The following is a 26,602-nucleotide window of genomic DNA, read 5'->3' as shown; positions in this document are numbered from 1 at the left end:
ATGTCCACACCCGGAGAACTCGGCACTGAGGCATGGCCCCTGTGGGAGGTATTCATCCGCGCGAACCGCGGCCTGAGCCACGTCCACGCCGGATCGTTGCACGCCCCGGACGAGGCGATGGCGCTGCGGAACGCGCGCGATCTGTACACGCGCCGCAACGAGGGCGTGTCGATCTGGGTGGTGCCCGCCGCGGCCATCACCACGAGCGACCCCGACTCCAAGGGCGCGTACTTCGAGTCGCCGGCGGGCAAGAACTACCGCCACGCCGTCTACTACTCCCTCGCTGAGGGGGTGAAGCACCTGTGAGCCACGACCTCGACACCCACGGTGACGTCACCGTCGACGAGCTTCGCCTCGCCGACGAGCTCCCGGGCACCGGCGAGACGGCCACGCCCGACGTCGCAGAATACGCGATGTGGCTCGGCGACGACTCGCTGATCCTGTCCCAGCAGCTCGCCTGGTGGATCTCCCGCGCCCCCGAGCTCGAGGAAGACCTCGCGCTGTCGAACATCACGCTCGACCTGCTCGGCCACGCCCGCGCGCTGCTCCACTACGCCGGCACCGCCACCGGCCGCTCCGAGGACGATCTCGCCTACTGGCGCGACGAGCCCGAGTTCCGCAGCAGCTGGCTCGTGGAGCAGCCGAACGGCGGCTTCGGCGACACCATCGCGCGCCTGTTCCTGTTCTCCGCGTACCAGATCCAGCTCTACCGCGCCCTGCTCACGAGCGATGACGCGACGCTGCAGGCGATCGCGGGCAAGGCCGAGCGCGAAGTCACCTACCACCTGGACCACGCGGCCCAGTGGGTGCTGCACCTCGCGGGCGGCACAGAGGAATCGCGCGAGCGGATCATCGCGGGGTTCACGCGCGCCTGGCCGTTTGTCGAAGAGCTGTTCACCGACGAGCCGCTGAACGACAGGCTCGCGGGGATCGCGCCGCGCCCCTCGGAGCTGCGCGCCGGATTTGACCGCGCCGTCGCGACGGTCTTCGGCGAGGCCGAACTCGAGATCCCGCAAGTGCAGCCCGCCAGGGCCCGCGGCCGCTCCGGGGTGCACAGCACCCGCATGGGCTACATCCTCGCCGAGCTCCAGTGGCTCGCCCGCCGACACCCGGGTGCGTCATGGTAACCGAGCTGCGCCCCTCAGAACCCGCCGCGGCGCGCGTCTGGGACATCGCCGCACAGGTGCCGGATCCCGAGGTCCCGGTCCTCACGATCGAGGATCTCGGGGTGCTGCGCGACGTCACGGTGACGGAACGCGGCGCGGACGTGGTGCTCACCCCGACGTACTCCGGCTGCCCCGCGATCGACCAGATGCGGGACGACGTCACCGCGCGCCTCCACGAGGCGGGCTACGCGGAGGTCAACGTGACCACCACGCTCTCCCCCGCATGGACCACCGACTGGATGAGCGAGGCCGGCAAGCGCAAGCTTGAGGAGTACGGGATCGCCGCGCCCCACCCGCGTTCGGCGCTCGGCACCGGGCCGGTCCGGATCCAGCTCGGGGTCAAGTGCCCGCGCTGCCACTCGATCCGCACCCGCGAGGTCGCCCGCTTCGGGTCGACCGCCTGCAAGTCGCACTACGAGTGCCTCGCCTGCCTCGAACCCTTCGACTACTTCAAGACGCACTAGGTCTGCCGAAAGGACCCCCATGGCCGCCATTAACCTCGGCGCAAAGAAGCGCGCGACGTTCCACGAACTGCGCGTTGCCGAGCTCCGTCCGCTCACCGACTCGAGCGTGGAGGTCACCTTTGAGGTGCCCGATCATCTCGCCGACGACTACCGGTACCTTGCCGGGCAGCACCTCGCGCTCCGCACCACCATCGACGGCGAGGATCTGCGCCGCTCCTACTCGATCTGCCGCCCGCCCGCCGACGGCCGGATCTCGGTCGCCGTGAAGCGCGACTTCGGCGGCGTCTTCTCGGGCTGGGTGAACGACGAACTGCAGGTCGGCGACACCCTCCAGGTCATGACCCCGCAGGGTGCCTTCACCTCGAACCTCGACGAGCTTGCCGGTCGCCACGTCGTCGGGATCGCCGCGGGATCCGGCATCACGCCGATCATCACCATGGCGCACCGCGTCCTCGAACAGAGCGACACCTCACGCTTCGATCTGCTCTTCACGAACCGCTCCACCACGGACGTCATGTTCGTCGAGGAGCTCGCGGACCTGAAGGATCGCTTCCCGCAGCGCTTCGCCCTGCACCACGTCCTCTCCCGCGAGCAGCGCTCGGCCCCGATCCTGTCGGGCCGCCTCGACGAGGAGCGCCTCCGCACCATCCTGAAGTCCGTGATCCCCGTCACCATGACCGACGAGTGGGTGCTGTGCGGGCCGTTCGAGCTGGTGCAGCTGTGCCGCGACCTGCTCGCCGAGAACGAGGTCGAGTCCTCCCGGGTGCGCTTCGAGCTGTTCACCACCGGCGAGCCCGGGGAGACGCCCCGCGCGCGGCCCGTCGAGGTCCGCAGCGGCGAGAAGACCATCACCATCGACTTCACGCTGGACGGGACCTCCGCCTCGGTCGAGAGCCCGGTCGCCGCGAACGAGACGGTGCTCAACGCCGCCCTGCGCGTGCGACCCGACGTGCCGTTCGCCTGCGCGGGCGGCGTGTGCGGCACTTGCCGGGCTCGCGTCATCGAGGGCTCGGTCTCGATGACCGAGAACTACGCCCTCGAGGCCGACGAGATCGAGCGCGGCTACGTGCTCACCTGCCAGTCGCATCCCCAGTCCGAGCGCCTCGTCGTCGACTACGACGCGTGATCGAGAGAGAGTCAGTTATGGCACCAGACGTTCTGCTCACCATTGCCGACGGGGTCGCGGAGATCACGCTGAACGCGCCCTCCCGCCTCAACTCGCTCGGGCCCGACATGCTGCGGGAGCTTTCCGACGCCTACTCGGCGGCCGCCGACGCCGGCGTGCGCGCGCTCGTGCTGCGCGGCGAGGGTCGCGCGTTCTGCGCGGGCCGCGACATCTCCGGCGTCGATCCCCGCGAGGACGACGTGCTCGGGTACCTCGACGGCCTTGTGCAGCCGCTGCTCGAGCAGATGAGCGCGTTCCCCGCACCCACCTTCGCGCTCTCTCACGGCGCGTGCCTCGGGGTGGGGCTCGGCCTGCTCATCGCGACCGACGTGGTCTACGTGGCCGACACCGCCAAGATCGGCAGCCCGTTCGCGAAGCTCGGGGCCACCCTCGACTCGGGCGGTCACGCCCTGTTCTTCGAGCGGCTCGGCGCGCACCGCACCCTCGACCTGATCTACACGGGCCGGCTCATGAGCGGCGCGGAGGCCGTGGCCGCGGGCCTGTTCTCGCAGGCATTCCCCGACGAGGAGGCGCTGGACGCCACGCGCGCCGCCGCCGCCACCGCGGCGACGGGTGCCACGCAGGCGTTCCTCGCCTCGAAGACGCTCGTGCGTCAGCTGCGCGACGAGCGGGTCGGACTCTGGACCGCCATGTCGGCGGAGAACCGGGCGCAGGCCGCGCTCTGCGACACCGACGACTACCGCGAGGGCTTCGCCGCGTTCCAGGAGAAGCGGCCCCCCGTGTTTACCGGCGGCGCGGCCGGAGCCGGCGCGTGAGTGGCGCGGCCGCGGACGCGCAAGTGCACACGCAGGCGGCGGACCCGCAGCTCCCCGCCACCGCGCACCCCGACGCGGACAACTGGGTCGCCTCGAACGGCGCGGGCGAGCTCGTCGAGCTGATGGGCATCGAGTTCACGGAGTACTCCGTGGAGCGCACCGTGGGCCGGATGCCCGTCGTGGGCAACCGGCAGACGGTCGGGTTCATGCACGGCGGTGCCTACGTGGTGCTCGGTGAATCGCTCGGCTCGATGGCGGCGAACCTGCACGCGGGGCCCGGTCGGCTCGCGGTCGGCGTCGACATCAACGCGACGCACACGCGCTCAGCGACCCGGGGATACGTCACCGGCGTGTGCACGCCCGTGCACCTGGGCCGCACCCTCACCGTGCACGAGATCGTCGTGACCGATGAGGACGGCAAGCGCTGCTGCACGATGCGCATCACGAACCTCATCAAGGACATGCCCGCGCACGCGTCCTGAGCGGAGCGGGCCCCTGGGCACGCGCCTGCGCGAGATCCGCGGGGCCCGCGAGGCGCGCCGCGATGTGGCCGTCCGGGCGGACCAGCAGCCCCTCGCCGGGGGCAAGGCTGGCGCGGGAGGCGAAGGATCCCGGCACCGCTTCCCGCCGCGCGCCGCTCGTGACCGCAACGACGGGCACGGCCGCGGGACCGAGGGCCACCGCGGCTGCGTCCCAGGCGGGGTCGGGACGTTCGATCAGCACGAGCCAGCGGCGTTGCACCAGGTCAAGCGTCGACTCGGCGGCCGGATCGTCGGCGAGGGCGACGTGCGGGAGTCGCCGGCCGACCGCCCCGGACGGCGCATACGGATCGCCGCGCAGGGGCGGGGTCGCTCCGAGGTGCGTCCCCAACAGCAGCTCATCGTCGATGCCGTACCGCGCCCCGTAGTTGCCCGAGGAGATCGCGATGACCTCCGCGCCGACGGGCCGGCGCTCCGCCGTGTACTGGTCCAGCAACGCGTCGTCCGCCTCGCCGCGCAGCACGGCCGCGAGTTGCCAGGCGAGGGTCTCGGCGTCGCCGATTCCCACGTTCATGCCGTGGCCACCGGTCGGCGGGGTCTGGTGGGCGGCATCCCCGGCGAGCAGGATCCGGCCGGCGCGGTAGCGGTCCGCGATCCGCGCGTCCATGCGCCACACCATCGTGTCCTGCACCTGGACCGCGAGCTCCGGGAGCCCCGCGGCCGCGCGCACCAGCGCGGTCAGCGCTGCCGGGTCTGTCCGGAGCGCGGTGCCGTCGTCGCCCTCGGGCAACGGGTACTGGTACACCCACCGGGTGTCGTTGTCGATCGCGAGGAAGCCGCCCCGTCCACCCGTCAAGAAATACGAGGCGGCTTCTCGCCCGCGGACAGTCTCCCCGAGCTCCGCCCGGAAGCGGATCGACAGGAACCGCGCCAGGTCGCGCTCGCCCTGGAGGGGGATCCCCGCGGCACGGCGGACGGTGCTCCCCGCACCGTCACAGCCCACCACGTAGCGGGCGCGCACCGAGGTGCCGGAGAGCTCGGTGGCTGACCCCGAGGCGTGTGCCACCGCCACCGCCACCCCGTCCTGCTCCTGCGTCACGCCCGTGACTCGGGCGTCGAAGCGGATCTCGATGCCGGCCGCGCGGGCGGCGTCGAACAGCACGCGTTCCAGGGCGTCTTGTGCGCAGAGCACGCCCGGGCTCGGCGTGTGCGCGGAGTGCTGGGTGTCGGGCACCGCGCTCACCGTGCTCGCCGGGTCCGCGAGTGAGTCCCCGCGCGAGAAACGGACGTGCTCCGGCGGAAGTCCGGCCGCGCGAACCTGAGGTTCCAGCCCCAGGCCGCGGAAGGTTTCCATGGAGCGCGCGGAGATGCCTCGCGCTTTGGGATGCGTGGAGAGGCCCGGGTGCCGCTCCAGGACAACGACGCTGCGCCCGTGCGCCCGCAGCAGCAGCGCGAGGGTCAGCCCGATGGGCCCGGCCCCGACGATGACCACGTCGAGTCCCGCGGTGCCTCCCGCGGGCGCGGCATCGCGTCCGCTCATCGATTCAGTCATTCCCACCCCTCATCTGTAGCGCCTCCACAGAGTAACGCCTAAAACTCGTAACAGCGTTACACTAGGTGCATGACCACGCACAACGCAAGCCCCGCCACTCGACCCGCCCCCGCCGGGAGGGCGTCCGGCGCCGCCGAGCACGCGCGGCCCCTGGGGCTCCGTTTCATCGTCGCGGTCACGAACGAACCCTGGCAGGATCACGATGCCGCGCGGACGGCCGAGCGGTGGGCGACGCTGTGCGCGGAGCACGGTGACCCCGGCCTCGGCGCGGCCGTGACGCACGGCCCGGCGCTCCACGATGCGGTCGCCGAGATCCGGGCGCTGTTCTCCGAGACGGCGCCCCACGCCGCGGCCCGCACCCTGAACGCCGCCCTCGCTGCCGCGGGATGCCCGCCCGAGCTGGTGCAGCTTCCGGACGGTCGATGGGCGACCCGCCCGTCGCTGCCGAACGACGCCCCGGCGGCCACCGTGTACGGGACGCTCGCCGCGGCGGCACTCGCTGACTGGTTTGCGGAACGGGGCCGCCCCGCGTGGGGCCGCTGTGCCGCAGCCCGCTGCGACCAGGTGTTCCTCGATGAGGGTCGCCGCGCCCCGCAGCGCTTCTGCTCCCCGAGCTGCGCCACCCGCACCCGCGTCGCCGCACACCGCCTCAGCACCGCAGGCTAGCCCCCCCTCTCTTCCGCTGCCTCCCCTTCCCCTTTCCCCTTCCCCCCTTCTCCCCTTGCCCCCCCCTTCCCCCGCCGAACACCCGTCGAGAACCCGGAAACGCACCTTGTCGCCGCACGACAGGTGCTCAGCTGCGTTGTCGGCGCGCGTCCCGGGGCCCCAAGCTGGCCCGGCCCCCCGGGGCCCGGGGGCCCGGGGGCCCGGGGGCCGGGGGGCCCGGGGGCCCGGGGGCCCGGGGGGCCGGGCCAGCCTGGGCGGGAACCATGCGCGGGAGCGCGCCTGGTAGACTGAGCGCCATGGATCTGATTGAGGTGGATGGCAGCTAGCCGCCGCACGCCGGTGGCACACGCGCACAGCATCGCTGACGCGCGCGTCTGAGCTCCTCCTTCCGCACGAATCCGCCCCATCGGGCGTTGATCGCGGGCGAGCCGCCACCGCCTCCCACCATCACCCTTCGCGACATCGAGCGCGCCCGCACTCGGGCGGTTCCGCGCACCTCGCCGGCGGGCCCGGACGCACGCGCAGCGTGCGCCGCGGGCTCCGGGGCGGCGCACGCACGGCGTGCGCCGCGGGCCGCGGGCCCCGTCGCACCGGCCCACGCGGCGAACGCGCGCTCGACGCACCAAGAAAGCAGGCTTCATGTCTTCACACTCCGCCATCACACTGCACGAGCTCAGTTACGAGTGGCCCGACGGCACGCTCGCCCTCGACCGCATCTCGGGGACCTTCGCCACGGGCCGCACCGGCCTCGTCGGGGACAACGGCGCGGGCAAATCCACGCTGCTGCGCCTGATCTCGGGCGAGCTCACCCCCACCTCCGGGCGCATCGACGTGTCCGGCGACGCCGGCACACTCCCGCAGGATCTCACGCTGCGGGCCGAGGCCACCGTCGCGGAACTGCTCGGCATCGACCGCACACTCGCCGCGCTGCGCGCCATCGAATCCGGGGACGTCGCCCAGCAGCATTTCGACACCATCGGCGACGACTGGGACATCGAGTCCCGGGCGGCCGAGGCGCTCGCACAGATCGGCTTCACCGGCACCTCGCTGGACCGCCGCGTCTCCGAGCTCTCGGGGGGCGAGGCGATGCTCGTGGCGATCACGGGCCTGCACCTGCGGCGCACCGCCATCACCCTGCTCGACGAGCCCACGAACAACCTCGACCGGCCCACGCGGGCTCGCCTCGCGGGCCTCGTGGACGAGTGGCCCGGCACCCTCGTCGTGGTCAGCCACGACCGCGAACTCCTGGAGCGCATGGACCACACCGCCGAGATCTTCGCCGGATCGCTGACCTCGTTTGGCGGACCGTTCAGCGCGTGGGAGGCGCACCGGGAGCAGGAGGCCGCGGCCGCGGCTCAGGCCGCCAAAGCTGCCCAGCAGGCCCTGAAGGTCGAGAAGCGGCAGCGGGTCGAGGCCGAGACGAAACTCGCGCGACGCGAACGGACCGCCGCAAAAACCCAGCGGGACGGCGGCATCCCGAAGATTCTCGCGGGGAACCGGGCAAGCAAGGCGCAGGCTTCGGCGGGCGCGCTCCGCGGCACGCTCGACGACAAAGTCGAGGCGGCGCAGGCGGCCGTCGACGCGGCCGATGCGCGCGTCCGGGTCACGAAACACATCAATCTGGTGCTGCCGGATCCCGTGGTGGCCCGGGGCCGTCGCATCGCGGAGCTCACCGCGGGTGACCGCACCATCGTGGTGCAGGGGCCGGAGCGGGTCGCGCTGATCGGGCCGAACGGCTCGGGCAAGTCCACGCTCCTCGCGCAGCTCCTCGCGGGCGCGGCACCGGGACCCGGCCGCCCCCACGGCAGGCTCCTCACGGATCGTGTCGGGTTTCTGCCGCAGCGGCTGGACGGCCTCGACGAGGACGCGAGCGCGATCGCGAACGTGCGCGCCGTCGCGCCCGGGAGCACGGACGGCACCGTTCGCAATCAGCTGGCCAGGCTCCTCCTCCGCGGGGACGCCGCCGACCGCCCGGTCTGGACCCTTTCCGGCGGCGAACGCTTCCGCGTCTCGCTCGCTCGGCTGCTTCTCGCCGATCCCCCGGCCCAGCTCCTCGTGCTCGACGAACCCACCAACAACCTGGACCTGGCGAGCGTCGAGCAACTCGCCGAGGCGCTCGACGCGTATCGCGGCGCGCTGCTCGTGGTGAGCCACGACGTTCCGTTCCTCCGGCGTCTCGGGGTCGACACCATCCTCGAGCTCGACGCGCACGGCGCGATGCGGCAGATCCGGGAGTGGGAGGAGGCCCGGGTGTGATGCGAACCCCGGGGCCCGGTGGACCGGTGTGATATTCAGTAGGTATATCAATCAAGTGCTGGTACATATGTGACTAGGGTGGAGGCGAGCGCACGGGTGCGCGCCGGGTGCTGAGTGAGCACGCGGGCCGCGCCACGCGGCGCCGGAGACCCGGAGCGGGACCTCCGCGGCACCCACACAGATCGAGGACCCATGGCCGGCCCCCAGCACCCCACAGATCCCCCGCACGCCCCGGCCACGGCCGTGTCCCCCGATGCCCCGGTCGCGATTGTGACCGGGGCGACCGGGGGCATCGGCCAGGCGATCGCGCGTCACCTCGATGCGCGCGGCTACCGGATCCTCGCGCACGGCGCGGGCACGGCCGAGGCCGGCGCAGCGCTCGCGGCCGAGCTGCGCGATGCGCGCTACGTCGACGCCGACCTCTCGGACCCCGCGCAGGCCGCTGCCGTTGCCGAGGCCGCGCGGGACGCCTTCGGACGGATCGACGTGCTCGTCAACAACGCGGGGATCGGCATCCCCGTGCCCCACGCGGATCTGGACGCGGTCAGCCCCGACTTCTTCACGCGCATGCTCGGCGTCAACCTCGCGGGCCCGTGGTACCTGATCCAGGCGTGCGCCGCGGACCTCGCCCGGAGCGGGGCGGGCAGCGTGATCAACATGACGTCGATGGCCGCGACGACGGTCAGCGGCAGCTCGATCCCCTACGCGGTCAGTAAGGCGGGCCTCGAACACCTCACCCGGCTGCTCGCGGTCGCGCTGGGGCCGGAGGTGCGCGTGAACGCGATCGCCCCCGGACTTGTCGACACCGAGCGCACCCTCGGCTGGGACGCGATCCGCACACAGGTCATCGAGCGCGCCCCGCTCGCGCGATCGGGCACCCCGGACGATATCGCGCGGGCGTGCCTCGCCCTCATCGACACCGACTACGTCACCGGAGCGGTGCTCCCGGTCGACGGCGGCCAACGACTCGTCTAGGAGACACGGCATGACTTCGCAGACTTCGCAGACCTCGCACGCTCCCGTGGCAGGGGACGGCCCGGCCCCGAGCATCGGGTACCTGGGACTTGGCGCGATGGGCGGCCCGATGGCGCATCGCCTCATCGACGCCGGTCACGCGCTGCAGGTGTGGAACCGCACGGCGTCCCGCACCGAGCCGTTTGTGGCTCGCGGCGCCACACGCGCCGCGAGCGCCGCGGAGCTCGCGGCGAGCTCCGACGTGGTGCTCAGCTGCCTGCTCAGCACCGACGTCACGCGGCAGGTGTACCTCGGCCCGAACGGCATCGTGGCTGCGGCCCGGCCGGGCACCCTGATCGTGGAGCACGGGACCTTCGATCCCGCGCTCGCTCATGAGATCGCCGACGCCGCGGCGGATCGCGGGATCCTGTTTGTCGACGCGCCCGTGAGCGGCGGGGCGGTGGCCGCTGAGGCGGGCGCGCTGGCGGTCATGGCCGGCGGCCCGGCCGCGGCCGAAGCGCGGTTCCGGGAGGCCGTCGCCCCGTACGCCCGCGTCGTGGAGTGGCTCGGCCCGGTCGGGAGCGGGCTGGCGCTGAAACTCGTCAATCAGATGCTCGTGAGCACCCACGTCGCCGTCGCCACCGAGGCGGCGAATGTCGTGCAAAGCCTCGGCATCGACCCGGCGGCCGCGACCCGGGTGTTGGCGGGCGGCTGGGCGCAGAGCGCCATGCTGGAGCGCGCACTGCCGCTCGCTTTCGCGGGCGACTTCACGGCACCGTCCGATGCCACCATCGGCGGGCTGGCGGAGGCCCAGCGCCTCCTGCGCGAGGTCGCCGCCGCCGCGGGCGTGGCCGTACCGGTGTTCGATCGGGCCGCGGATCGCTTCGCGCAGGCCCGTGAGCTGGGCTGGGGCGACCGAGACCTGGCCGCGTTGGCCGGCCTCGGCGCGCCCGCGTAGGCCGGCGCGGGGCGTACGCCGCCCCGCGCGCCCCCGCTAGTACCCCGCGGCCGGATCGACCACCCCGTCGAGGGCATCCCCCGCGCGGAATCGCGTGAGGTTCTCGCGCACCCGCGCGGCGTACAGCGGGCGAATCATCTCGATGGTGTCCGCGGCGTGCGGGGTAATGAGCGCCCGCGGTTCGCGCCACAGCGGATGGCCGTCGGGGAGCGGCTCGGGATCGGTCACGTCGAGCGCCGCCCCGGCGATCCGGCCCGTGGCGAGCGCGGTCACGAGCGCGTCCGTGTCCACGAGCGCACCCCGAGCAATGTTCACGACGATCGCGTGGGCGGGCAACGCGTCGAGCACCGCCGCGCCCACGATCCCGCGCGTCTCCGGGGTCGCTGCGGCGGCGAGGACCAGCACGTCGGTGTCGGGCAGCAGCGCGGCGAGCTCGGCATCCGTGACGGTCCGATTCGCCCCCGGCACGGGCTCTGCGCGGCGGCGCACCACGGTGACGTCGGTGCGGAAGCACTTCACGAGACGCACGATCTCCTGCGCCACACCGCCGGCCCCGACGACGACCACGCGCAGCCCGTGCAGGGAGGTGCCGGTCGCGGGGGCCCAGCTGGTGGCGCGCACCCGCTCGGGCAGCTCGCGCAGCAGCGCCAGCGTGAGGGCCAGGGCGTGCTCGGCGACGGGGAGCGCGTAGGCGCCCTTGGCGCTGGTCCAGCGGATGCCCGGGTGCGCGGCGAGTGCGGCGGCGAACATCTCGATCCCCGCGCTCGGCAACTGCACCCACTCGATCCCCGAGTGGGCGGCCAGGAGCTCCGCGAGCTGCTGCGGGCGACCCCCATAGCTCACCACGATGCCGCGCGCCTCGGCGGGATCATCGACGAGCGACGCGCCGGAGGCCGCAATCTCGGCCATCAGCTCGGGGTAGGGGTCTCCGATGAGGTGAATGCACACCGCTGTGCTGTTCATGCTGGGTCCTTTTCGCTCAGTGATTGGGAAGGGCTGGGGGCACGGCGCGGCGGCGCGGCCCGCCCCCAGCGTAGGGACGCAACTGATATATCACAAACATATCTGAAATGTGCTTCAAGAGATTTTGTTGGTGCTAGATTCCTATATGTCCGACAGAGCAGTCGGAGAAAGCCGAGGAGATTCATGTCGCAACGGGGCATCACGGGGTCGGGCGGAGCGCTGTTCGGCGACGAGGGCCAGGACGGGCTCATGCACCGTGCATTTCTCCGCGGCGGGGGCGCCAGCGCCGAAGAGGTGCGTCTCACCCCCGTCATCGGCATCGCAAACAGCGCATCGGACCTGAACCCCTGCAACAAGGGCCTCGCGTATCTCGTCAAGGAGGTCAAGCGCGGCGTCCGCGACGCGGGCGGCCTCCCCCTTGAGTTCCCCACCATCTCGATCTCCGAGCCGTTCACTCGGCCCACGAGCCTCTACCTCCGCAACCTCATGTCGATCGACGTCGAGGAGATGATCACCGTCTCCCCCATCGACGGCGTGGTCCTCATGGGCGGCTGCGACAAGACCGTCCCCGCGCAGCTGATGGGCGCGATCAGCGCGGGCAAGCCCGCCACGATGGTCACCGCCGGACCCCGGCCGGTGTCCTGCCACCGCGACAACACCTCGCTCACCGTCGACGACGCGTGGCCCATGTGCGATCGCCGCCGCGTCGGCGAGGTCGACGACGCCGAATGGCTCGAGTTCGAGGGCAATCTCAACGCCGACGTCGGCACCTGCAACGTGATGGGCACGGCGAGCACCATGGCGGCCATCGCCGAGCTGCTCGGCTTCGCGCTGCCCGGCAGCGCGTTCGCCGAGTCCACGAGCGCCACCCGTCGCGAGATCGCCTACCGCACCGGCGTCGAAGCCGTCGCAGCGGTCAAGCGCGGCACCGCCCCCCGGGACCTCGTGACCCTCGCCTCGCTCGAGAACGCGTTCCGCACGGTCACCGCGCTCGGCGGATCCACCAACTCGGTGATCCACCTCGAAGCCATTGCGGGGCGCGCGGGCCACATGATTGGCCTCGACAACTTCCAGGAGTGGTCGCGCACCACCCCCTACCTCGCAAACGTTCGTCCGGGCGGCACCGAGACGCTCCCGGCGATCGAGGCGGCCGGCGGCGTGCCCAGCGTGCTCGCCCGGATGTCGGACCTGCTGCACCTCGACGAACGCACCGCGCTCGGCACGAGCTGGGGCGAGGTGCTCGGCGCCGCGAGGCCGGATCCGAGCCCCGCCATCGCGGAGCGCGCCACCCCGCTCGCCGAGCGCGGCGCGCTGGTCGTGCTTCGCGGCAATCTCGCCCCGGGCGGCGCGATCCTGAAGACGGCCGGTGCCGGTGCCGGAGCGACGCAGCCACACCGCGGCCGAGCGGTCGTGTTCGACGGACTCGACGACCTGAACGCCCGCATCGACGATCCGGCACTCGAGGTGGATGCGGACAGCATCCTCGTGCTCCGCGGCCTCGGGGCCGTCGGCGCCCCCGGGATGCCCGAGGTGGGCCACATCCCGATCCCCGCGAAGCTCCACCGGCAGGGCGTCACCGACATGGTCCGGATCTCAGACGCCCGCATGAGCGGCACCTCGACCGGCATGGTTGCCCTCCACGTCTCGCCCGAGGCGGCGGTCGGCGGCCCCCTCGCGTACCTGCGGGACGGCGACGAGATCGTCCTCGACCCCGAGGCCGGCACCCTCGACCACCTCGTGGACCCCGAAGCATTTGCGCTCCGCGAGCCGTTCCGATCCGCCGCCGGTCCGGCCCGCGGATTCGCGAGCCTGCACGTGCGCCACGTGCTGCAGCCCGAGTACGGCTGCGATTTCGATTTCCTCCGCGACCCGGGAGCCCCCGGCGCCGCGCCCCTGCCCGCACGACACTAAGGAAGTGACGCACATGACGATCACCGACCCCACACTCGCGCTCTCGGCGCACGGCATCCGAAAGAGTTACGGCGACAAGGAGATCCTGCGCGGCATCAGTGTCGACGTCCGCAAGGGTGAGCACATCGCGATCATCGGGCCGAGTGGTTCCGGCAAGAGCACGTTCATCCGCTGCCTGAACGCCCTCGAAGTGCCGGATGCCGGCACCATCGACCTCGGGGGCGAGCGCGTGTTCGACGCGGACCGCCGCACCCCGGTCGCGTCCGTTCGCGAGCTCCGCAAGCGCGTGGGCATGGTGTTCCAGTCCTTCAACCTGTTCGCGACGCACACGGCCCTCGAGAACGTCAGCCTGGCCCAGCGCCGGGTGCTCGGCCGCGACAAGACGCAGGCGGCGGCGCGCTCCGAGGAACTCCTGGAGCGCGTGGGCCTGCGCGAGCACATGCACAAGCTCCCGAGCCAGCTCTCCGGCGGGCAGCAGCAGCGGGTCGCGATCGCGCGATCGCTGGCGCTCGACCCCGAGGTGATCCTGTTCGACGAGCCCACAAGCGCGATCGACCCCGAAATGCGGGTGGAGGTCCTGAAGGTCATGAAGGAGCTGGCCGAGGGCGGCATGACCATGCTCATGGTGACCCACGAGATCCAGTTCGCCCGGGAGGCCGCGGACCGCGTGATGTTCATCGCGGACGGTGCCGTCGCCGGTCTCGGCACCCCCGAGGAACTGCTGGACGATCCCGAGCACGAGCGGATCCGGCGCTTCGTCAACGCACTGAACGGGGTCGTGTGATGCTCGACCCCCGGTACGTCCTCGAGGGGTTGCTGATCACCCTCCAAATCTGGGGCGGCGCGCTCGCGGTGTCGCTCGTGCTCGCGATTCCCGTGGCGATGCTGCGGCGATCCGGCAACCCCGTGGCGAAGGCCATCGGCGCGTTCTGGGCCTGGATTGCGCGCGGGATCCCGCCGATCGCCTGGCTCATCATCATCTACTTCGGGCTTTCGCTCGGCATCATCTCCGAAGTGCCCGTGCTCGCCGCGATCGTGGGACTCGGCATCATCAACTCGGCCTATATCGGTGACAGCATCCGCGCCGGCCTCGACTCGGTGCCTCGCGGCCAGTGGGAGGGCGCGGCGTCCGTGGGCCTCTCTCGCTGGGACACCCTGATCCGGGTGGTCCTCCCCCAGGCCATCCCCGTGATGCTCGCGTCGATCGCGGCGTACTCGATCACCCTCCTCAAGAACACGGCCATCGCGTCGATCATCGGCGCGAACGAGCTGGTGTTCTACGCCTACAACGCGGTGCAGGTGGGCGCGGACCCGGTGCTGTCGTTCCTCACCATCGGTGCCGTCTACCTCCTCGTTACCGTCCCCATCGGGATCCTGGCCCGGCACCTCGGGACCCGCAGCACTGTGAAGGTGGCCCACTGATGCAGGAGTTCTTCAGCCTTGTCGTCGCGCTGCTCCCGGGCCTTGGGACCAGCATTCTGATGGCCGCCGCGAGCGTCGCGGTCGGGATTCCGCTCGGCTTCTTCGCGGGCCTCGCCCTCAACAGCCAGCGCAAGTGGCTCCGGATCGTCGTCATCGTGCTCGTCGAAACGTTCCGCGGCTTCCCCGCACTGCTCACCCTGTATCTCGTGTACTTCGGGCTCACGAATTTTGTGACGCTGGATCGTTTCGCCTCGATCATGGTGGCGTTCGGCCTCACCACGGCGGCCTACACCGCGGAGATCTTCCGCGCGTCGATCGCGAGCGTACCCCAGGGTCAGATCGAGGCGGCCGAGGCGCTCGCGCTCTCCAAGTCGGATATCACCCTGCGCATCATCGTGCCGCACGTGCTGAACATCGCGGTTCCGCCGCTCATCGGCATCGTCATCATCACGTTCCAGGGCACCGCCCTCGCCTATGCCATCGGCGGCAAGGAACTGCTCGGATCCGCGTACTCGATCGGAATGACCAACCTGCGCGTCCTCGAACCACTGCTCGTCGCCGGCCTGCTCTACCTCCTCATCACCTCGCTGCTCGCGTGGATGGAGGTGCTCGCCGATCGCCGGGCCGAGCGCATCACCGGCAGCACCGCGCACCGGAAGCCGCCCCGGAAGCGGGGCGGGCCGCGCGGCCGGGCCGAGTCGGTCGCCCCCAACACGCGCGTCGTCAACATCGCCGCCGCACACACGTAAGACTCCCCGTTCGTTCACATCAAAGGAGAATCCCATGAAGATCACGACCGGTACGCGCTCGCGTGCCACGCTCGCCACGGTTGCGGCGGCGGGAGCAGCGCTGCTCCTGCTGACGTCCTGCGCCTCGTCCGAGACACCCGCCCCGGAGGCCGGCGGCGCCGTGGCGGAGGGGTGCACCCCGCTCCACGAGTTCCCCACCATCCAGGAGGGCGTGCTCACGGTCGCGGCGATGAACGCGGCACCCAAGTTCCACGCCCTCTCAGACAGCGGCCCGTTCACCGGCATCGACGCGACGCTCATCCCCGAGTTCGCCGCAGAGAATTGCCTCGAGGTGAAATTCAAGCCGATGACCGGCGCGGCCGCGCAGCTCGACCTGCGCGAGGGGAAGTCGGACATGTTCGGCGGGCTGATTCTGAAGACCCCGGAACGCGCCGAGGTCTTCGCACAGACCGAGGGCAGCATCCTCTACGAGACGCTCGGCATCACCTCCGCGAAGGAGAACGCCTACGACACGGTGGACTCGCTGCAGGGGAAGCGGGTCGGGACGCTTTCCGGCTCGTACTACGTCGAGCCGTTGAAGGCCGCCTACGGTGCGGGCAACGTCGAGGAGTATCAGAGCGACTCGAACGCGTTCGAGGATCTGAAGGCCGGCCGCATCGACGCGGTTGCGTGGCAGAGCATCCAAGGCTTCAACTTCACGGACCGTGACGACAACTACGTCACGAAGATCCTCGGCGACGAGGCCAAGTATCCCGAGCTCACCGTGCTGCTCGAAAACAACTGGCCCCACACGAAGGGCAACACGAAGATGACCGAGGCGATCGACGACTACTACGAGCGCGCGAAGGCCGACGGCACCGTCGCCCGCGTGCTGAAGGAGAACGAGATCAACGACGAGGCCGCCGCGCTGTACGTCGACGGCCGCTAGACCGGTGCGGGCGTTCTCCAGTGCGCCCGCACCTCGACGTGTCGGTGACGCCGCGGCTGCCCCCGCGGCCGCCGCGTCACCGACGCGTCACCCACTCCCGGAGTCGCTCCACGGTCACTCCGGTAAGATCACGAAGAATGGACGCAGACATGGTGCCGGGAGCCCCGCACGCAGATCCCACCACCGGCGAGGTGTCCGTCACCCAGCGGGTCCTCGAGCAGTTGCGCAGCGAGATCGTGACGGCGCAATTGGCCCCCGGGAGCGTGATCCGCGAGGCCGAGGTGGCCGCCCGGTTCCGGGTCTCGAAGACCCCGGTGCGCGAGGCATTGCAGCGTCTCCTCGCCGAGGACTTCGTGATGGTGTTCCCGCGCCGCGGCTACATGGTGCGCCCGGTGGGAATCACCGATATCCAGAACGTCATGGCCCTGCGGCTGTACATCGAGCCGCCGCTGTCGGCGCTCGCGGCGCAGCGCCACACCCCGGAGGTGCTGGCGCGACTGGCGGAGCTGCTCGCGTTCCAGGAGGACGAGCGCAACGCCCACGCGGATCGGCTGGCCGCGGCACCCGAGTTTCACCGGGTGATCGCCTCGCTCGCCCGCAACGACCGCGTGGATCGGCTGCTCCACACGTACTTCGACGAGACCACCCGGATGCATTACCTGTTCCCGCAGGCCACCGCGCACGTCACCTCTGAGGCGGAGCTCTCGGCGCACCGTGAGATTCTCGACGCGATCACCGCGGGCGATGGTGCCCGCGCGGAGCGGGCCATGGCGGATCACCTCACGGAGTCGAACGAGGCGCTGCTGCGCTCGTTCTACTAGTCACGCCCCGGTTGCGTGCCCCTCGCCTGAGCGCCCCGCGTTGGTGCTGTTGAGCCGCAGCCATTCCTGCCAATCGGAGGGCGTCCCCGAGATCTGGCTCCCGCTCGCCGCGACCGAGCGCAGCCCGTGCAGCACGTAGTCGAGTTCGCGCAGGTGAATCTCGCGCGAGCGTTCCGGTGACGCCGACAGCGTGGGGCGCAGGTGCGTGATCGTGAGCATGATGTCGGCGGGCCCGTAGTGCGCGGGGATCGTGCCGCGTGCGCGATCGACCGCTACGACGTCCTCGAGGGCCAGGCGGAGCCGCTCCGCGAGTCGATCAATCTCGGGCGTCGTCTCGACGTAGCGGCCGAAGGTGGACGCCAGCGGGGGCGAGGCGCTCTCGATGTGACGGCGGAGGAAGCGTTCGACGGCCGATCCGGCCCCGGCGGGACCCTCCGCGGTGCCGGCCTCCCGCGCCGCAGTCGCGGAGTCTTCCGCCAGCGCGCAGATCTGTTCGAGCGAGAACACCCGGATCGCGTTCACCAGGTCCCCCTTACTCGGGTACCGACGGTAGATACTCGCGACACCGGTATTCGCGCGGGCCGCGATCTCGGACATCGGTGCCCCCCAGCCGTATTCGCTGAACACCTCGCGGGCGGCTCGCAGGATCGCGCCGTCGTTGTTCTGCGCCTCGCGTGCACGGCCGCGCAGGGGCGCGGGATCTACCAAAGGGGACATCACCCTTCCACGCTACTCGCGTTTCCCGTAGAGTTCTATCGGAACGAAATATTCCGATCCGAATCGCACCGCCGAGCAGCCACAGAACCGAGGCCCGATGCCACCCACCGCACCCCAGACCGCCCCGACACCCGTCGCCGCCCCACGCCCCGCTCCGCGCGGTCTCGTCGTCGCGCTCGCGACGGCCGTGCTGTCGTTCTCGATGATGCAGACCCTGCTCGTCCCCGCGCTGCCCACGTTCATGCGCGAGTTCGGGGTCGATACCGCACTGGCCGGCTGGATCCTCACCAGCTATCTGCTCTGTGGGGCCGTGGCCGCACCCATTCTCGGGTCGCTGGGCGACCGGTACGGACATCGGCGCGTTCTCGTCCTCACCTTCGCGCTCTTCGTCGCGGGCGGCGTCATCGCGGCGCTCGCCCCCACGCTGCCCGTCCTGCTCACGGGACGCGTCCTGCAGGGGGCGAGCACGGCCGCCTTCCCCCTCGCGCTCGCGATCGTGCGGCGCCACACCACGGGCGCGGCGCAACGCTCCGCGATCGGCTGGCTCAGCGGGACGATGGGGCTCGGTGCCGGCGCCGCGCTCGTGGTGGGTGGCGTGATCGTCGAGTCCCTCTCCTGGCACTGGCTGTTTGTCACGGGCGCGGCCATGGGGGCCGTGTCGATCGCACTCATCCTCACCGCGGTTCCGGCCTCCGCCCGCGGAGCGGGGTCGCGGACCGACTGGCCCGGCACGATCCTGCTCACCGTGGGGCTCCTCGCCCTGCTCCTCGGCATCTCGCAAGGCGGCAGCTGGGGCTGGACGTCCCCGCTCATTCTCGGGTTGTTCGCCCTCGCCGTGGCGGCGCTGCTCGCGCTCATCGCCGTCGAGCGCCGCACGCCCGTACCCCTCATCGACGTCCGCACCCTCGCACGCCCCGCCCTCGCGGTGACCAACGGGCTCACCCTGTTCCTCGGGTTCATCCCGTACCTGTTCTACATCGGCTTGCCCGTGCTGCTGCAGAGCCCGGGCGAGCCCGGCTTCGGCCAGGGCTTCACCGTCACCCAGACCGGCATCGCCTTGCTCCCGGGCGCGATCCTCGTGTTTCTCGGCGGACGCTTCGCCCCGTGGCTGATCGGCCGCGTCGGGCCCAAGCTCAGCGCGCTGATCTCGCTCGCGGTCATGGGCCTGGGCAGCGTCGGCATTGCGGTCGCGCCGAGCAGCCTCCCGGTCATCGTCGCGTTCTTCTCGCTCGTGGGCCTCGGCAACGGCATCGGCTTTGCCGTCGTCGCCGAGCTCGTCGCGAACCTCGCGCCCCGTGACGAGATCGCTGCGGCCCTCGGCGTCAACGGCGTGCTGCGCACCGTCGGATCCGCGCTCGGCGCGCCCGTGGCCACCGCGGTCCTGGCGAGCGGGGCGTGGGCCAACGCGGGCGGGCCCACGGCCGCCTCATTCACCGTGCTCTTCGTGATCGGGGCGGGTGTGAGCCTCCTCGGCGCACTCAGCTCACTCAGCTTGCGCGCACAGTACTAGCGCTCGGCTATCGGGCGAGGACCGGCTGCCGCAGGATCGTGCGCAGTTTGTCGGGGGCCGTGCGCCTCGGATCGCTCAGGTAGATCTCGTGGTGCCGGCCCGTCATGCGCAGACCCTGCTGCGGAATGAACTCGTGATGCATCCGCGCCAAGATCGGGCCTTCCTCGGAGTAGGGCCCGAGATGCAGCGTCTGCACGCAGCGGCCCTCCGCGAGCGGGGCGAAGCGCACGTCGGCCAGCCTGGCCGGCGGTTCCTCCGCCGCGACCGCGGCGACCGCCTCCGCCACCATCGCCGCCGCCACCCAGTCCGGAACGAGAATCATCATGGTCCACCGCCACTGCGCCGCGTCACGGGATCCCGTAAACGCCTCCATGTCGTCGGCCCACCAGAGCCCCTCGAGCGGCGGCACCACGTAGTCACGCCCCAACTGCCGTTTGCTCGCGAACTTCACCGTGTAGGCAACCGGGTACAGGGCCTCGAGCGCCGCCGCGTACTCGGGGGCGGTGTTCGGATCCCCCGCCCCATCGACCATGAGGTAGTTCCGCTCGGGCAGGTCTACCACCTCGAAGGTGCCGCGCGGGGCGCGATAGTCGTCGAGCGTCTTCTTGAGGTCAACCTTGGGGTGCGGCGCGCTGAGATCAGCCATCGTGGGGTCCTTCCGTGGCGGCGGGTACTCGCCATTCTGACACCCCGCGCCGCGGTACGACGCCGCGAAAGATCTTTACGGAGTCTCCGTTTCGTCGGTGGGTTCGGTGGTGGGTAGGACGGCGGGTCCGGACGCCGGATCGGGCGCTGGCCCCTGCAGCCCCCGGGTCTGGGTCTCCCAGAACTGCCGATAGTGGCCCCGCCGCTGCAGCAGCTCGGCGTGGCTGCCACGTTGCACGATCCCACCGTCCGCACACACGAGGATCTGGTCGGCGGCCACGGCATGGTGCAGCTGATGGGCAATGAGCACGGTGGTGCGGCCGGCCCGCAGGGCCTCGACGGCGCGGTCAACGTCGGCGCGGTGCTGCAACCCGACGTCGGCGGTGGCCTCGTCGAGGATCACCGCGGCCGGATCTGCGAGCAGCGCCCGGGCGATCGCGAGCTGCTGGACCCGGCCGTCGTCGAGACCGGCGGCCGCCGCGTTCGAGCTTCCCGGTTCGCCTGCGAGGCGCCGCAGCGCCCAGTCGGCTCCTGCAGCAGTCAGAGCGTCAGAGATCTGAGAGTCGCTCGCACCGGGGGCCGCGAGCCGCATGTTGTCGGCGATGCTCCCCCGGAACAGGTGGATCTCCTGGGTCAGCACGTAGGGGACCGCCGCGGGATCGATGCGGATCTGTCCGCGGCCTGGCCGGTCATGTCCGGCGATGACGCGTGCGAGCGTGCTTTTCCCGGAGCCGGATGCGCCCACGATCACCGTGGTCGTGCCGGCAGGCACCACGAACGACGCATCGACGATGCCGCGGTCGGATCCGGGATATCGGAAGGTGAGTGAATCCACGGTGATCGCCGGATCGCTCCCCAGCTCGGTGCGCACCGTCGCGGAGTGTGGGGTGGCCGGTGATTCCGAGGCGAGTTCGATGACCCCGACGAGTCGCGCCAGCCCGATCGCGGCGCGCTGAATGTCGTCGAGCCCGAAGATGAGCTGGCCGATCGGATCGAAGAGTCGGTGGAAGACCAGGGCCGCGGCGGTCACCGCGCCCACGGTGATCGCGCCGTTCATGTGCAGCGCGAACCCCGCGCCCAGGATCGCGATCAGCCCCGCGGCCTCGCCGCCGTTCAGGGATCGGAACAGACGATTGCGGATCCCTACCCCGGTCACTTGGGTCCGGATTGATGCCTCGGCCCGGTGCGCGACACGCTCGAGCGCGATCTCCTGCTCGTTCAGCGCGGTGAGGGTGTCGTGTCCGTGGACCGCTTCGATGACGGCCTGGCTCCGGGCGGCCTCGCGCGCCCGAATCTCCCGGAACACGACGCGGGATCGACGCAGGAACGCGCGCGTCCCCAGCGCGTAGCAGGGCACGCAGGCGAGACCCGCGAGGGCGAGCCACGGGTTGAGCGCCGCGAGGGCCACCACGGAGACGGCGATCGCGAATCCGGCAGACAGCAGGCCGGGCACCACGTTCCCGCCGGCCTCGGAAACCGCGTCGACGTCTCCGGTCACTCGCGAGAGCAGATCCGCGCTTTCCGAATCGTCGACGTGTCGCGCCGGTAGCCGCATCGCCGAGGAGAACACCTCCTCGCGCAGCTCGGCGAGGACATCCTGCACCACGCCGATCAATACGCGAGCGGCCCAGAGCCCCATCAGCGCGGCACCGATTGCCCCCACGGCGACCCCGCCCACCCACAGCGCGATGGTGGCGAATCCTGCCCCGGCGGTGACGGCATCCACGATCCGCCCCAGGCAGGCGGGCATGACGAGCCCCAGCGCGGAGGCCGCGAGGAAAAGCACGGCCACGGCGCTCAGCCGCCGGCGGCGTGTCCGGAGGTGCCGCCGCAGCGCGTGCCACACCTGCCGACCGGTGGCGATCGGGAGGCTCGCTCCCAGTTGCGCGTTACCGACCATACTCGGCTCCCTCGTGTGCCGCTCCGGGGTGTTCGCCGGGCAGGTCCACCACCCGGTCGCACGCGGCCAGCAGCGCAGGCGAGGTCGTGATCGCAATCACGGTGCTCGGGTGGCGGGCAAGCTCGGCGGCGATCTGTGATTCGGTGAGCGCGTCAAGCGCTGACGTGGGCTCATCGAGCACGAGCACCTGGGCGCCCGCGTGCAGGCCCCGGGCCAATCCCACGCGCTGCTGCTGCCCGCCGGAGAGCCGACGTCCGGACTCCCCCACCTGCGCGTCCCAGCCGCCGATCTGAGCGACCGCATCGCCCAGCGCCGCCGTACGCACGGCGCGGTCGTCCACGCCCGAGGACGGCGCATCACCCAGGTCTGGGGTCGCCTCACCCCGGCCCCGCACCGCGTCTCGAAGGGTGCCGGTTGCCAGAGTATGCCGGTGCGGAAGGGCGACCACGTGCCGTCGGTATTCGACGGGGTCGAGCGTGCCCACCGGACGGAACACGCCGTCGATCAGGACCTCGATCTCCGCAGCGCTCGGGTCCTCCCGGAGTCCCAACTGGCGAGACAGCGCACGAGCAGCGTCGCTGCCCGCCGCGCGGATTCCGAGCAGTTCGCCGCGCCGCACTGCCACCCGCTGACCGGCGACGGTGAAGCTCAGCAGGGTCTCGGCGGGACCGGTCCGCGGCACTGGTTCGTCACCCGCGGTGTCGACCCCGTGCTCCCGAGGTTCCGGCAGGAGGTCCTCGGCGTTGATCACCGTGGCCAGCCGACGGGCAGACGCGAGCTTGTGGATCCAGTTGGAGGGGAACGATCCCGCGTGTGCCAGCGACCCGCTGATGAACTGGGCGAGACCCAGAACGGTGACGAGTTCGCCGATACTGATCGTGCCATTCGAGGCGAACCACGCCGAGACCCCGACGAGCACCGTGGTAGCGAGCGCTGCGAGGACCGCGCTCACGGCCCCGTATCCCGCGAGGGAGCGCCCGGCCAGGGTGGCCGCACGGCGGGATCGGTCGCTCGCCGTGTCGTAGCGGCGCACGGCTTCGGACCGGGCCCCCATCCCCACGAGCACCCGGTACCCGGTCATGAAGTCCGCCGCCACGGCCCCGGCCTCGGTCGCGGCGGCCTGCTCCGCCTGGCCGCGTCTCTCGAGCGGCCTGGACACCCATCGCATCACGAGCATCATGCCGACGGTCGCCGCGAACACCACGAGGGCGGCAACGGGCGAGATCACGAACATGGCGCACGCGGCGCCGGCGAGCGAGGCGAGCGTCGCGCTCTGTTGCGCCACCGACCATGCGACCCCGGCAACGCGATACGTGTCCGAGGTCACGTAGGTGAGCGCCTCGCCCGGCGTGAGCCGCAACTGGGAGAGCCTGGGCCGCAGGATCCGGGCGAGTGCGAGATGCCGGAGGGCCTGTTCCCCGGTGCCGTACACGCGAACCATGAGCCGAGAGGCGAGCTGGTAGCTGCTCGTCAGCACGAGGAACGTGCCGAGTAACGCGGCGAGCCAGATCCCCAGCGCGCGCGGATCCGACGGCAGCACCGCACGATCGATCGTGGCTCCGATCAACACGGGGATCGCGGCTTCTGCGAGCGCGTGCAACATGAGCAGCGCGGTTGCGCTCGCCAGAGCAAGCCCGCGTCCCTCGCCCGCGAGCGCGATCCGGAACAGCTGTCCAGGGCTGACGTTCACCCGGAGCGTCCTGCGCGTGCGGCCCGAGCCGAGCAGCGGCGACGCAGCCCACGGATGCGCACGAGCACGGACGGAGCGGGCACGCGTTTCCTTCCCTCACGACAGCCGGTGCGATCGCATGTGGCGAATCGAAGGGGCCGGCTCGCCCCTCGTTTCGATGCTAGTTCCGGGACACCCCCACCCGGTATCGCAAGACAGACCATCGGTGTCGCAAACGCGACACCGATGGTCTGCGCATCGGGCTCGGGAACACGCCTACGCGCGTCCCGTGCGAGCCGCCTACGCCATGCTGGCCGCGTACTTCGCGGGGTCCGCGTCGAATGCGGGGCCGCACCCGGCGCAGCAGAAGTAGTACCGCTCGCCCTCGAAGTCGCGGAACAGGCCGACCGCCACGGCCTGCGCCTTGCTCACGGGGGTGCCCGCCATCACCGGGCAGACGGTCATGTCATCGGCAGCGCCGCCGAGAAGGTTGCGTTCAGCGGGAACGTTGGGGGCCGCGCTTGCGGAGCTGGAGCCGCAGCAGCTGCCACTGGCCTGAGTGTCGTGTGTCATGGTGATGAGTGCCTTTCGGATTGGGTACAGCAGAAACTATGAGGCCCCGGTACGGAGCAGGCCCCGGAGCGATGGCTCCGGGGCCTGCCGGGGAATTACTTCGCGACGGACCTGAAGCCGCGCAGGCGCAGGCTGTTGCCCACGACAAACACGCTGGACAGGGCCATGGCCGCACCCGCGAGCATCGGGTTGAGCATGCCCAGCGCGGCCACCGGGATCGCGGCGACGTTGTAGGCGAAGGCCCAGAACAGGTTGGTCTTGATCGTGCTCAGCGTCTTCCGGGAAAGCCGGATCGCGTCAACCGCACTGCGCAGATCACCACGCACCAGGGTGATGTCCGATGCCTCGATCGCAACGTCGGCACCCGTGCCCATGGCAAGGCCAAGGTCGGCCTGGGCGAGCGCGGGGGCATCGTTCACCCCATCGCCGATCATTGCGACGACCTTGCCCTCGGCCTGCAGCCGGGTCACGACGTCGACCTTGTCCTGCGGCAGCACCTCGGCGATGACCTCGTCGATTCCCACCTCGGCGGCGATGTGACGAGCGACGGCTTCGTTGTCACCGGTGAGGAGCACCGGGGTGAGTCCCAGGGCCTTCAGCTGCACGATCGCCTCAGCGCTCGTCGCCTTGACCGTGTCCGACACGATGAGGATCCCGCGGGCCTCCCCGTCCCAGCCGACCGCGACCACGGTCTTGCCCTCGCCCTCGGCGCGGGCCTTCGTTGCGGCAAGCTCGGGGCTGAGCTGCTGCGACCACTCAGCGAGGAGCGCTTCACGGCCCACCAGCACGGCGTGGCCGTCGACCACGCCCTGCACGCCCTTGCCGGCGATGTTCGCAAAGTCCTCCGGCGCGGCGAGCGCGCCCACCTCTTGGGTCGCCCCCTTCGCGATCGCCTGGGCGATGGGGTGCTCGGACGCGTCTTCCAGCGCACCGGCGAGGCGCAGCAGTTCGGCGCGGTCCACGCCAGGCTCCAGCACGACGTCGACGAGCGTCATCTTGCCGGTGGTCACGGTGCCCGTCTTGTCGAGCACGACCGTGTCGACCTTGCGGGTGGACTCGAGCACCTCGGGCCCCTTAATGAGCACGCCCATCTGTGCGCCACGGCCCGTGCCGACGAGGAGCGCCGTGGGCGTTGCGAGGCCCAGCGCGCAGGGGCACGCGATCACGAGCACCGCGACGGCGGCGGTAAACGCGGCGGACACCGGGAACCCGGCGCCGAGCCACCCGCCCAGCGCGATGGCGGCAATGACGATCACGATCGGCACGAACACCCCGGAGATCCGGTCAGCCAGGCGCTGCACCTCGGCCTTGCCGGTCTGCGCGTCTTCGACGAGCTTCGCCATCTGCGCGAGCTGGGTGTCGGATCCGATCCGCGTCGCGCGGACCACGAGGCGACCCCCAGCGTTCGTGGTGGCTCCGGTGACGGTGTCCCCCTCGGCGACCTCGACGGGCACGGATTCGCCCGTGAGCATGGAGGCGTCCACCGCGGATGTTCCGGAAACCACCACGCCATCGGTGGCGATCTTCTCGCCGGGCCGCACGATGAACTCATCGCCGACGCTCAGGTCTTCGACCGGGATCTGGGTTTCGACGCCCCCGCGCAGCACCGAGACCTCTTTCGCGCCGAGCTCCAGCAGCGCGCGCAGTGCCGCGCCCGCCTGTTTCTTCGAACGCTTCTCGAAGTAGCGGCCCGCGAGGATGAACATGGTCACCCCGGCACCCACCTCGAGATAGATGTTCGCGGCCCCATCGGACGGTGCCAGCGCAAACTCGAACGGGTGCGTCATCCCGGGCACCCCGGCCGTTCCGAAGAACAACGCGTACAGGGACCACAGGAAAGCCGCGGACGTGCCCATCGAGATCAGCGTGTCCATGGTGGCCGCGCCCTGCTTCAGGTTTGCCCAGGCGGCCTTGTGGAACGGCCACGCGCCCCACACGATGACCGGCGCCGCGAGCGCGAGTGACGCCCACTGCCAGTACATGAACTGCCAGGCCGGAACCATCGCCATCGCGATCACCGGAACGGTCAGGATCACGGAGCCGATGAGCCGGTGCCGCAGCGAGATGAGCTCGGGGTCCTCCCCCGGTTCGGCGTCCGCCGCTCCGCGGCGCTCGTTCGGGGGCTTGGGCAACGCAGCCGTGTATCCGGTCTTCTCGACCTCGGAGATGAGCAGCTCGGGATCGTACCCCTCGGGGACGGTCACCTTCGCTTTCTCCGTCGCGTAGTTCACCGTTGCGGTGACGCCCTCCAGCTTGTTCAGCTTCTTCTCGATCCGCATGGCGCACGACGCGCACGTCATGCCGCCGATCTCGAGTTCGACCCCGGATCCTGCGGTCAGCGATTCTGCGCTACTCATG

At 71.0% G+C, this 26,602-nt stretch carries 25 protein-coding genes; 17 read left to right on the top strand and 8 right to left on the bottom strand.

The window, feature by feature from the left end:
* The 6 genes from paaB to D3230_RS06855 all read left to right on the top strand — a co-directional run bounded on the left by paaB (position 1) and on the right by D3230_RS06855 (position 4,053).
* Positions 1–306, top strand: a complete 306-nt coding sequence (gene paaB / locus D3230_RS06880; protein ID WP_202344294.1) for a 1,2-phenylacetyl-CoA epoxidase subunit PaaB — start codon at positions 1–3, stop codon at positions 304–306.
* Positions 303–1,127: a 1,2-phenylacetyl-CoA epoxidase subunit PaaC gene (gene paaC, locus D3230_RS06875; protein WP_202344293.1), complete on the top strand. Its 825-nt coding sequence runs from the start codon at positions 303–305 to the stop codon at positions 1,125–1,127. The genes paaB and paaC overlap by 4 nt, the downstream gene beginning before the upstream one ends.
* A complete protein-coding gene (paaD, locus tag D3230_RS06870) occupies positions 1,121–1,630 on the top strand; it encodes a 1,2-phenylacetyl-CoA epoxidase subunit PaaD (RefSeq protein WP_202344292.1) in 510 nt (169 codons plus the stop codon). The genes paaC and paaD overlap by 7 nt, the downstream gene beginning before the upstream one ends.
* A 19-nt stretch (positions 1,631–1,649) precedes the next feature.
* Positions 1,650–2,756: a 1,2-phenylacetyl-CoA epoxidase subunit PaaE gene (gene paaE, locus D3230_RS06865; RefSeq protein ID WP_202344291.1), complete on the top strand. Its 1,107-nt coding sequence runs from the start codon at positions 1,650–1,652 to the stop codon at positions 2,754–2,756.
* A gap of 17 nt (positions 2,757–2,773) precedes the next feature.
* A complete protein-coding gene (locus D3230_RS06860) occupies positions 2,774–3,571 on the top strand; it encodes an enoyl-CoA hydratase/isomerase family protein (protein ID WP_202344290.1) in 798 nt (265 codons plus the stop codon).
* 122 nt (positions 3,572–3,693) lie between these two features.
* Entirely contained in the window at positions 3,694–4,053 is a 360-nt protein-coding gene (locus D3230_RS06855; protein WP_202344491.1) for a PaaI family thioesterase, read from the top strand.
* On the opposite strand, the gene D3230_RS06850 is transcribed toward D3230_RS06855, so the two are convergent.
* Positions 4,025–5,602, bottom strand: coding sequence for an FAD-dependent oxidoreductase (locus D3230_RS06850; protein ID WP_202344289.1), 1,578 nt, complete (start codon positions 5,600–5,602; stop codon positions 4,025–4,027). The genes D3230_RS06855 and D3230_RS06850 overlap by 29 nt on opposite strands.
* Before the next feature lie 69 nt (positions 5,603–5,671).
* Here D3230_RS06850 and D3230_RS06845 point away from each other — a divergent pair, with 69 nt between their 5' ends.
* The 4 genes from D3230_RS06845 to D3230_RS06830 all read left to right on the top strand — a co-directional run bounded on the left by D3230_RS06845 (position 5,672) and on the right by D3230_RS06830 (position 10,436).
* On the top strand, positions 5,672–6,268 hold the full coding sequence (locus D3230_RS06845; RefSeq protein WP_202344288.1) for a CGNR zinc finger domain-containing protein: 597 nt from the start codon (positions 5,672–5,674) through the stop codon (positions 6,266–6,268).
* A gap of 639 nt (positions 6,269–6,907) precedes the next feature.
* A complete protein-coding gene (locus D3230_RS06840; protein ID WP_202344287.1) occupies positions 6,908–8,524 on the top strand; it encodes an ABC-F family ATP-binding cassette domain-containing protein in 1,617 nt (538 codons plus the stop codon).
* 192 nt (positions 8,525–8,716) lie between these two features.
* Positions 8,717–9,499, top strand: coding sequence for an SDR family NAD(P)-dependent oxidoreductase (locus D3230_RS06835; RefSeq protein WP_202344286.1), 783 nt, complete (start codon positions 8,717–8,719; stop codon positions 9,497–9,499).
* A 10-nt stretch (positions 9,500–9,509) separates the two neighbouring features.
* Positions 9,510–10,436, top strand: coding sequence for an NAD(P)-dependent oxidoreductase (locus tag D3230_RS06830; RefSeq protein WP_202344285.1), 927 nt, complete (start codon positions 9,510–9,512; stop codon positions 10,434–10,436).
* 36 nt (positions 10,437–10,472) lie between these two features.
* Here D3230_RS06830 and D3230_RS06825 read toward each other — a convergent pair whose 3' ends face one another.
* Positions 10,473–11,399, bottom strand: a complete 927-nt coding sequence (locus D3230_RS06825) for an NAD(P)-dependent oxidoreductase (protein ID WP_237467121.1) — start codon at positions 11,397–11,399, stop codon at positions 10,473–10,475.
* Between the two features lie 183 nt (positions 11,400–11,582).
* Here D3230_RS06825 and D3230_RS06820 point away from each other — a divergent pair, with 183 nt between their 5' ends.
* From D3230_RS06820 to D3230_RS06795, 6 genes are all read left to right on the top strand, one after another.
* The gene (locus D3230_RS06820; RefSeq protein ID WP_202344284.1) at positions 11,583–13,310 is read left to right on the top strand and encodes a dihydroxy-acid dehydratase; all 1,728 of its coding nucleotides are present in this window, start codon (positions 11,583–11,585) and stop codon (positions 13,308–13,310) included.
* A gap of 13 nt (positions 13,311–13,323) precedes the next feature.
* The gene (locus tag D3230_RS06815) at positions 13,324–14,094 is read left to right on the top strand and encodes an amino acid ABC transporter ATP-binding protein (RefSeq protein WP_202344283.1); all 771 of its coding nucleotides are present in this window, start codon (positions 13,324–13,326) and stop codon (positions 14,092–14,094) included.
* Complete coding sequence (locus tag D3230_RS06810) at positions 14,094–14,732, top strand: amino acid ABC transporter permease (protein ID WP_202344282.1); 639 nt, start codon at positions 14,094–14,096, stop codon at positions 14,730–14,732. The genes D3230_RS06815 and D3230_RS06810 overlap by 1 nt, the downstream gene beginning before the upstream one ends.
* Complete coding sequence (locus tag D3230_RS06805) at positions 14,732–15,481, top strand: amino acid ABC transporter permease (protein ID WP_202344281.1); 750 nt, start codon at positions 14,732–14,734, stop codon at positions 15,479–15,481. The genes D3230_RS06810 and D3230_RS06805 overlap by 1 nt, the downstream gene beginning before the upstream one ends.
* 34 nt (positions 15,482–15,515) lie before the next feature.
* Positions 15,516–16,409, top strand: coding sequence for a substrate-binding periplasmic protein (locus tag D3230_RS06800; protein WP_202344280.1), 894 nt, complete (start codon positions 15,516–15,518; stop codon positions 16,407–16,409).
* A 137-nt stretch (positions 16,410–16,546) separates the two neighbouring features.
* Entirely contained in the window at positions 16,547–17,230 is a 684-nt protein-coding gene (locus D3230_RS06795; RefSeq protein ID WP_202344279.1) for a GntR family transcriptional regulator, read from the top strand.
* On the opposite strand, the gene D3230_RS06790 is transcribed toward D3230_RS06795, so the two are convergent.
* A complete protein-coding gene (locus tag D3230_RS06790; protein ID WP_202344278.1) occupies positions 17,231–17,947 on the bottom strand; it encodes a TetR/AcrR family transcriptional regulator in 717 nt (238 codons plus the stop codon). It abuts the gene before it with no gap.
* A 97-nt stretch (positions 17,948–18,044) separates the two neighbouring features.
* On the opposite strand from D3230_RS06790, the gene D3230_RS06785 reads away from it, so the two are divergent.
* On the top strand, positions 18,045–19,457 hold the full coding sequence (locus D3230_RS06785) for an MFS transporter (RefSeq protein WP_202344277.1): 1,413 nt from the start codon (positions 18,045–18,047) through the stop codon (positions 19,455–19,457).
* Positions 19,458–19,464: 7 nt separating this feature from the next.
* Here the strand turns inward: D3230_RS06785 and D3230_RS06780 are convergent, their stop codons facing one another.
* From D3230_RS06780 to D3230_RS06760, 5 genes are all read right to left on the bottom strand, one after another.
* Positions 19,465–20,103, bottom strand: a complete 639-nt coding sequence (locus D3230_RS06780; RefSeq protein WP_202344276.1) for a GyrI-like domain-containing protein — start codon at positions 20,101–20,103, stop codon at positions 19,465–19,467.
* Between the two features lie 75 nt (positions 20,104–20,178).
* Positions 20,179–22,002: an ABC transporter ATP-binding protein gene (locus tag D3230_RS06775; protein ID WP_202344275.1), complete on the bottom strand. Its 1,824-nt coding sequence runs from the start codon at positions 22,000–22,002 to the stop codon at positions 20,179–20,181.
* On the bottom strand, positions 21,992–23,692 hold the full coding sequence (locus tag D3230_RS06770) for an ABC transporter transmembrane domain-containing protein (protein WP_202344274.1): 1,701 nt from the start codon (positions 23,690–23,692) through the stop codon (positions 21,992–21,994). The genes D3230_RS06775 and D3230_RS06770 overlap by 11 nt, the downstream gene beginning before the upstream one ends.
* Positions 23,693–23,971: 279 nt before the next feature.
* Positions 23,972–24,244 (bottom strand): YHS domain-containing protein, encoded by a 273-nt coding sequence (locus tag D3230_RS06765; RefSeq protein ID WP_202344273.1) that lies wholly within the window; start codon positions 24,242–24,244, stop codon positions 23,972–23,974.
* Positions 24,245–24,339: 95 nt separating this feature from the next.
* Complete coding sequence (locus tag D3230_RS06760) at positions 24,340–26,601, bottom strand: heavy metal translocating P-type ATPase (protein ID WP_202344272.1); 2,262 nt, start codon at positions 26,599–26,601, stop codon at positions 24,340–24,342.
* Position 26,602: the final 1 nt, after the last annotated feature.

This window comes from Leucobacter chromiireducens subsp. solipictus, assembly GCF_016758195.1.
GTDB lineage: Bacteria > Actinomycetota > Actinomycetes > Actinomycetales > Microbacteriaceae > Leucobacter > Leucobacter solipictus.
Note: the sequence above shows the minus strand (reverse complement) of the source record. Positions and strands in the feature narration are given on the sequence as shown.

Excerpts from the sequence above, each read along its gene's own strand:
- paaB (WP_202344294.1), top strand. The coding sequence starts at position 1 with ATGTCCACACCCGGAGAACTCGGCACTGAGGCATGGCCCCTGTGGGAG.
- paaD (WP_202344292.1), top strand. The coding sequence starts at position 1,121 with ATGGTAACCGAGCTGCGCCCCTCAGAACCCGCCGCGGCGCGCGTCTGG.
- paaE (WP_202344291.1), top strand. The coding sequence starts at position 1,650 with ATGGCCGCCATTAACCTCGGCGCAAAGAAGCGCGCGACGTTCCACGAA.
- D3230_RS06860 (WP_202344290.1), top strand. The coding sequence starts at position 2,774 with ATGGCACCAGACGTTCTGCTCACCATTGCCGACGGGGTCGCGGAGATC.
- D3230_RS06855 (WP_202344491.1), top strand. The coding sequence starts at position 3,694 with ATGGGCATCGAGTTCACGGAGTACTCCGTGGAGCGCACCGTGGGCCGG.
- D3230_RS06850 (WP_202344289.1), bottom strand. The coding sequence starts at position 5,602 with ATGACTGAATCGATGAGCGGACGCGATGCCGCGCCCGCGGGAGGCACC.
- D3230_RS06845 (WP_202344288.1), top strand. The coding sequence starts at position 5,672 with ATGACCACGCACAACGCAAGCCCCGCCACTCGACCCGCCCCCGCCGGG.
- D3230_RS06840 (WP_202344287.1), top strand. The coding sequence starts at position 6,908 with ATGTCTTCACACTCCGCCATCACACTGCACGAGCTCAGTTACGAGTGG.
- D3230_RS06835 (WP_202344286.1), top strand. The coding sequence starts at position 8,717 with ATGGCCGGCCCCCAGCACCCCACAGATCCCCCGCACGCCCCGGCCACG.
- D3230_RS06830 (WP_202344285.1), top strand. The coding sequence starts at position 9,510 with ATGACTTCGCAGACTTCGCAGACCTCGCACGCTCCCGTGGCAGGGGAC.
- D3230_RS06825 (WP_237467121.1), bottom strand. The coding sequence starts at position 11,399 with ATGAACAGCACAGCGGTGTGCATTCACCTCATCGGAGACCCCTACCCC.
- D3230_RS06820 (WP_202344284.1), top strand. The coding sequence starts at position 11,583 with ATGTCGCAACGGGGCATCACGGGGTCGGGCGGAGCGCTGTTCGGCGAC.
- D3230_RS06815 (WP_202344283.1), top strand. The coding sequence starts at position 13,324 with ATGACGATCACCGACCCCACACTCGCGCTCTCGGCGCACGGCATCCGA.
- D3230_RS06810 (WP_202344282.1), top strand. The coding sequence starts at position 14,094 with ATGCTCGACCCCCGGTACGTCCTCGAGGGGTTGCTGATCACCCTCCAA.
- D3230_RS06805 (WP_202344281.1), top strand. The coding sequence starts at position 14,732 with ATGCAGGAGTTCTTCAGCCTTGTCGTCGCGCTGCTCCCGGGCCTTGGG.
- D3230_RS06800 (WP_202344280.1), top strand. The coding sequence starts at position 15,516 with ATGAAGATCACGACCGGTACGCGCTCGCGTGCCACGCTCGCCACGGTT.
- D3230_RS06795 (WP_202344279.1), top strand. The coding sequence starts at position 16,547 with ATGGACGCAGACATGGTGCCGGGAGCCCCGCACGCAGATCCCACCACC.
- D3230_RS06790 (WP_202344278.1), bottom strand. The coding sequence starts at position 17,947 with ATGTCCCCTTTGGTAGATCCCGCGCCCCTGCGCGGCCGTGCACGCGAG.
- D3230_RS06785 (WP_202344277.1), top strand. The coding sequence starts at position 18,045 with ATGCCACCCACCGCACCCCAGACCGCCCCGACACCCGTCGCCGCCCCA.
- D3230_RS06780 (WP_202344276.1), bottom strand. The coding sequence starts at position 20,103 with ATGGCTGATCTCAGCGCGCCGCACCCCAAGGTTGACCTCAAGAAGACG.
- D3230_RS06775 (WP_202344275.1), bottom strand. The coding sequence starts at position 22,002 with ATGGTCGGTAACGCGCAACTGGGAGCGAGCCTCCCGATCGCCACCGGT.
- D3230_RS06765 (WP_202344273.1), bottom strand. The coding sequence starts at position 24,244 with ATGACACACGACACTCAGGCCAGTGGCAGCTGCTGCGGCTCCAGCTCC.
- D3230_RS06760 (WP_202344272.1), bottom strand. The coding sequence starts at position 26,601 with ATGAGTAGCGCAGAATCGCTGACCGCAGGATCCGGGGTCGAACTCGAG.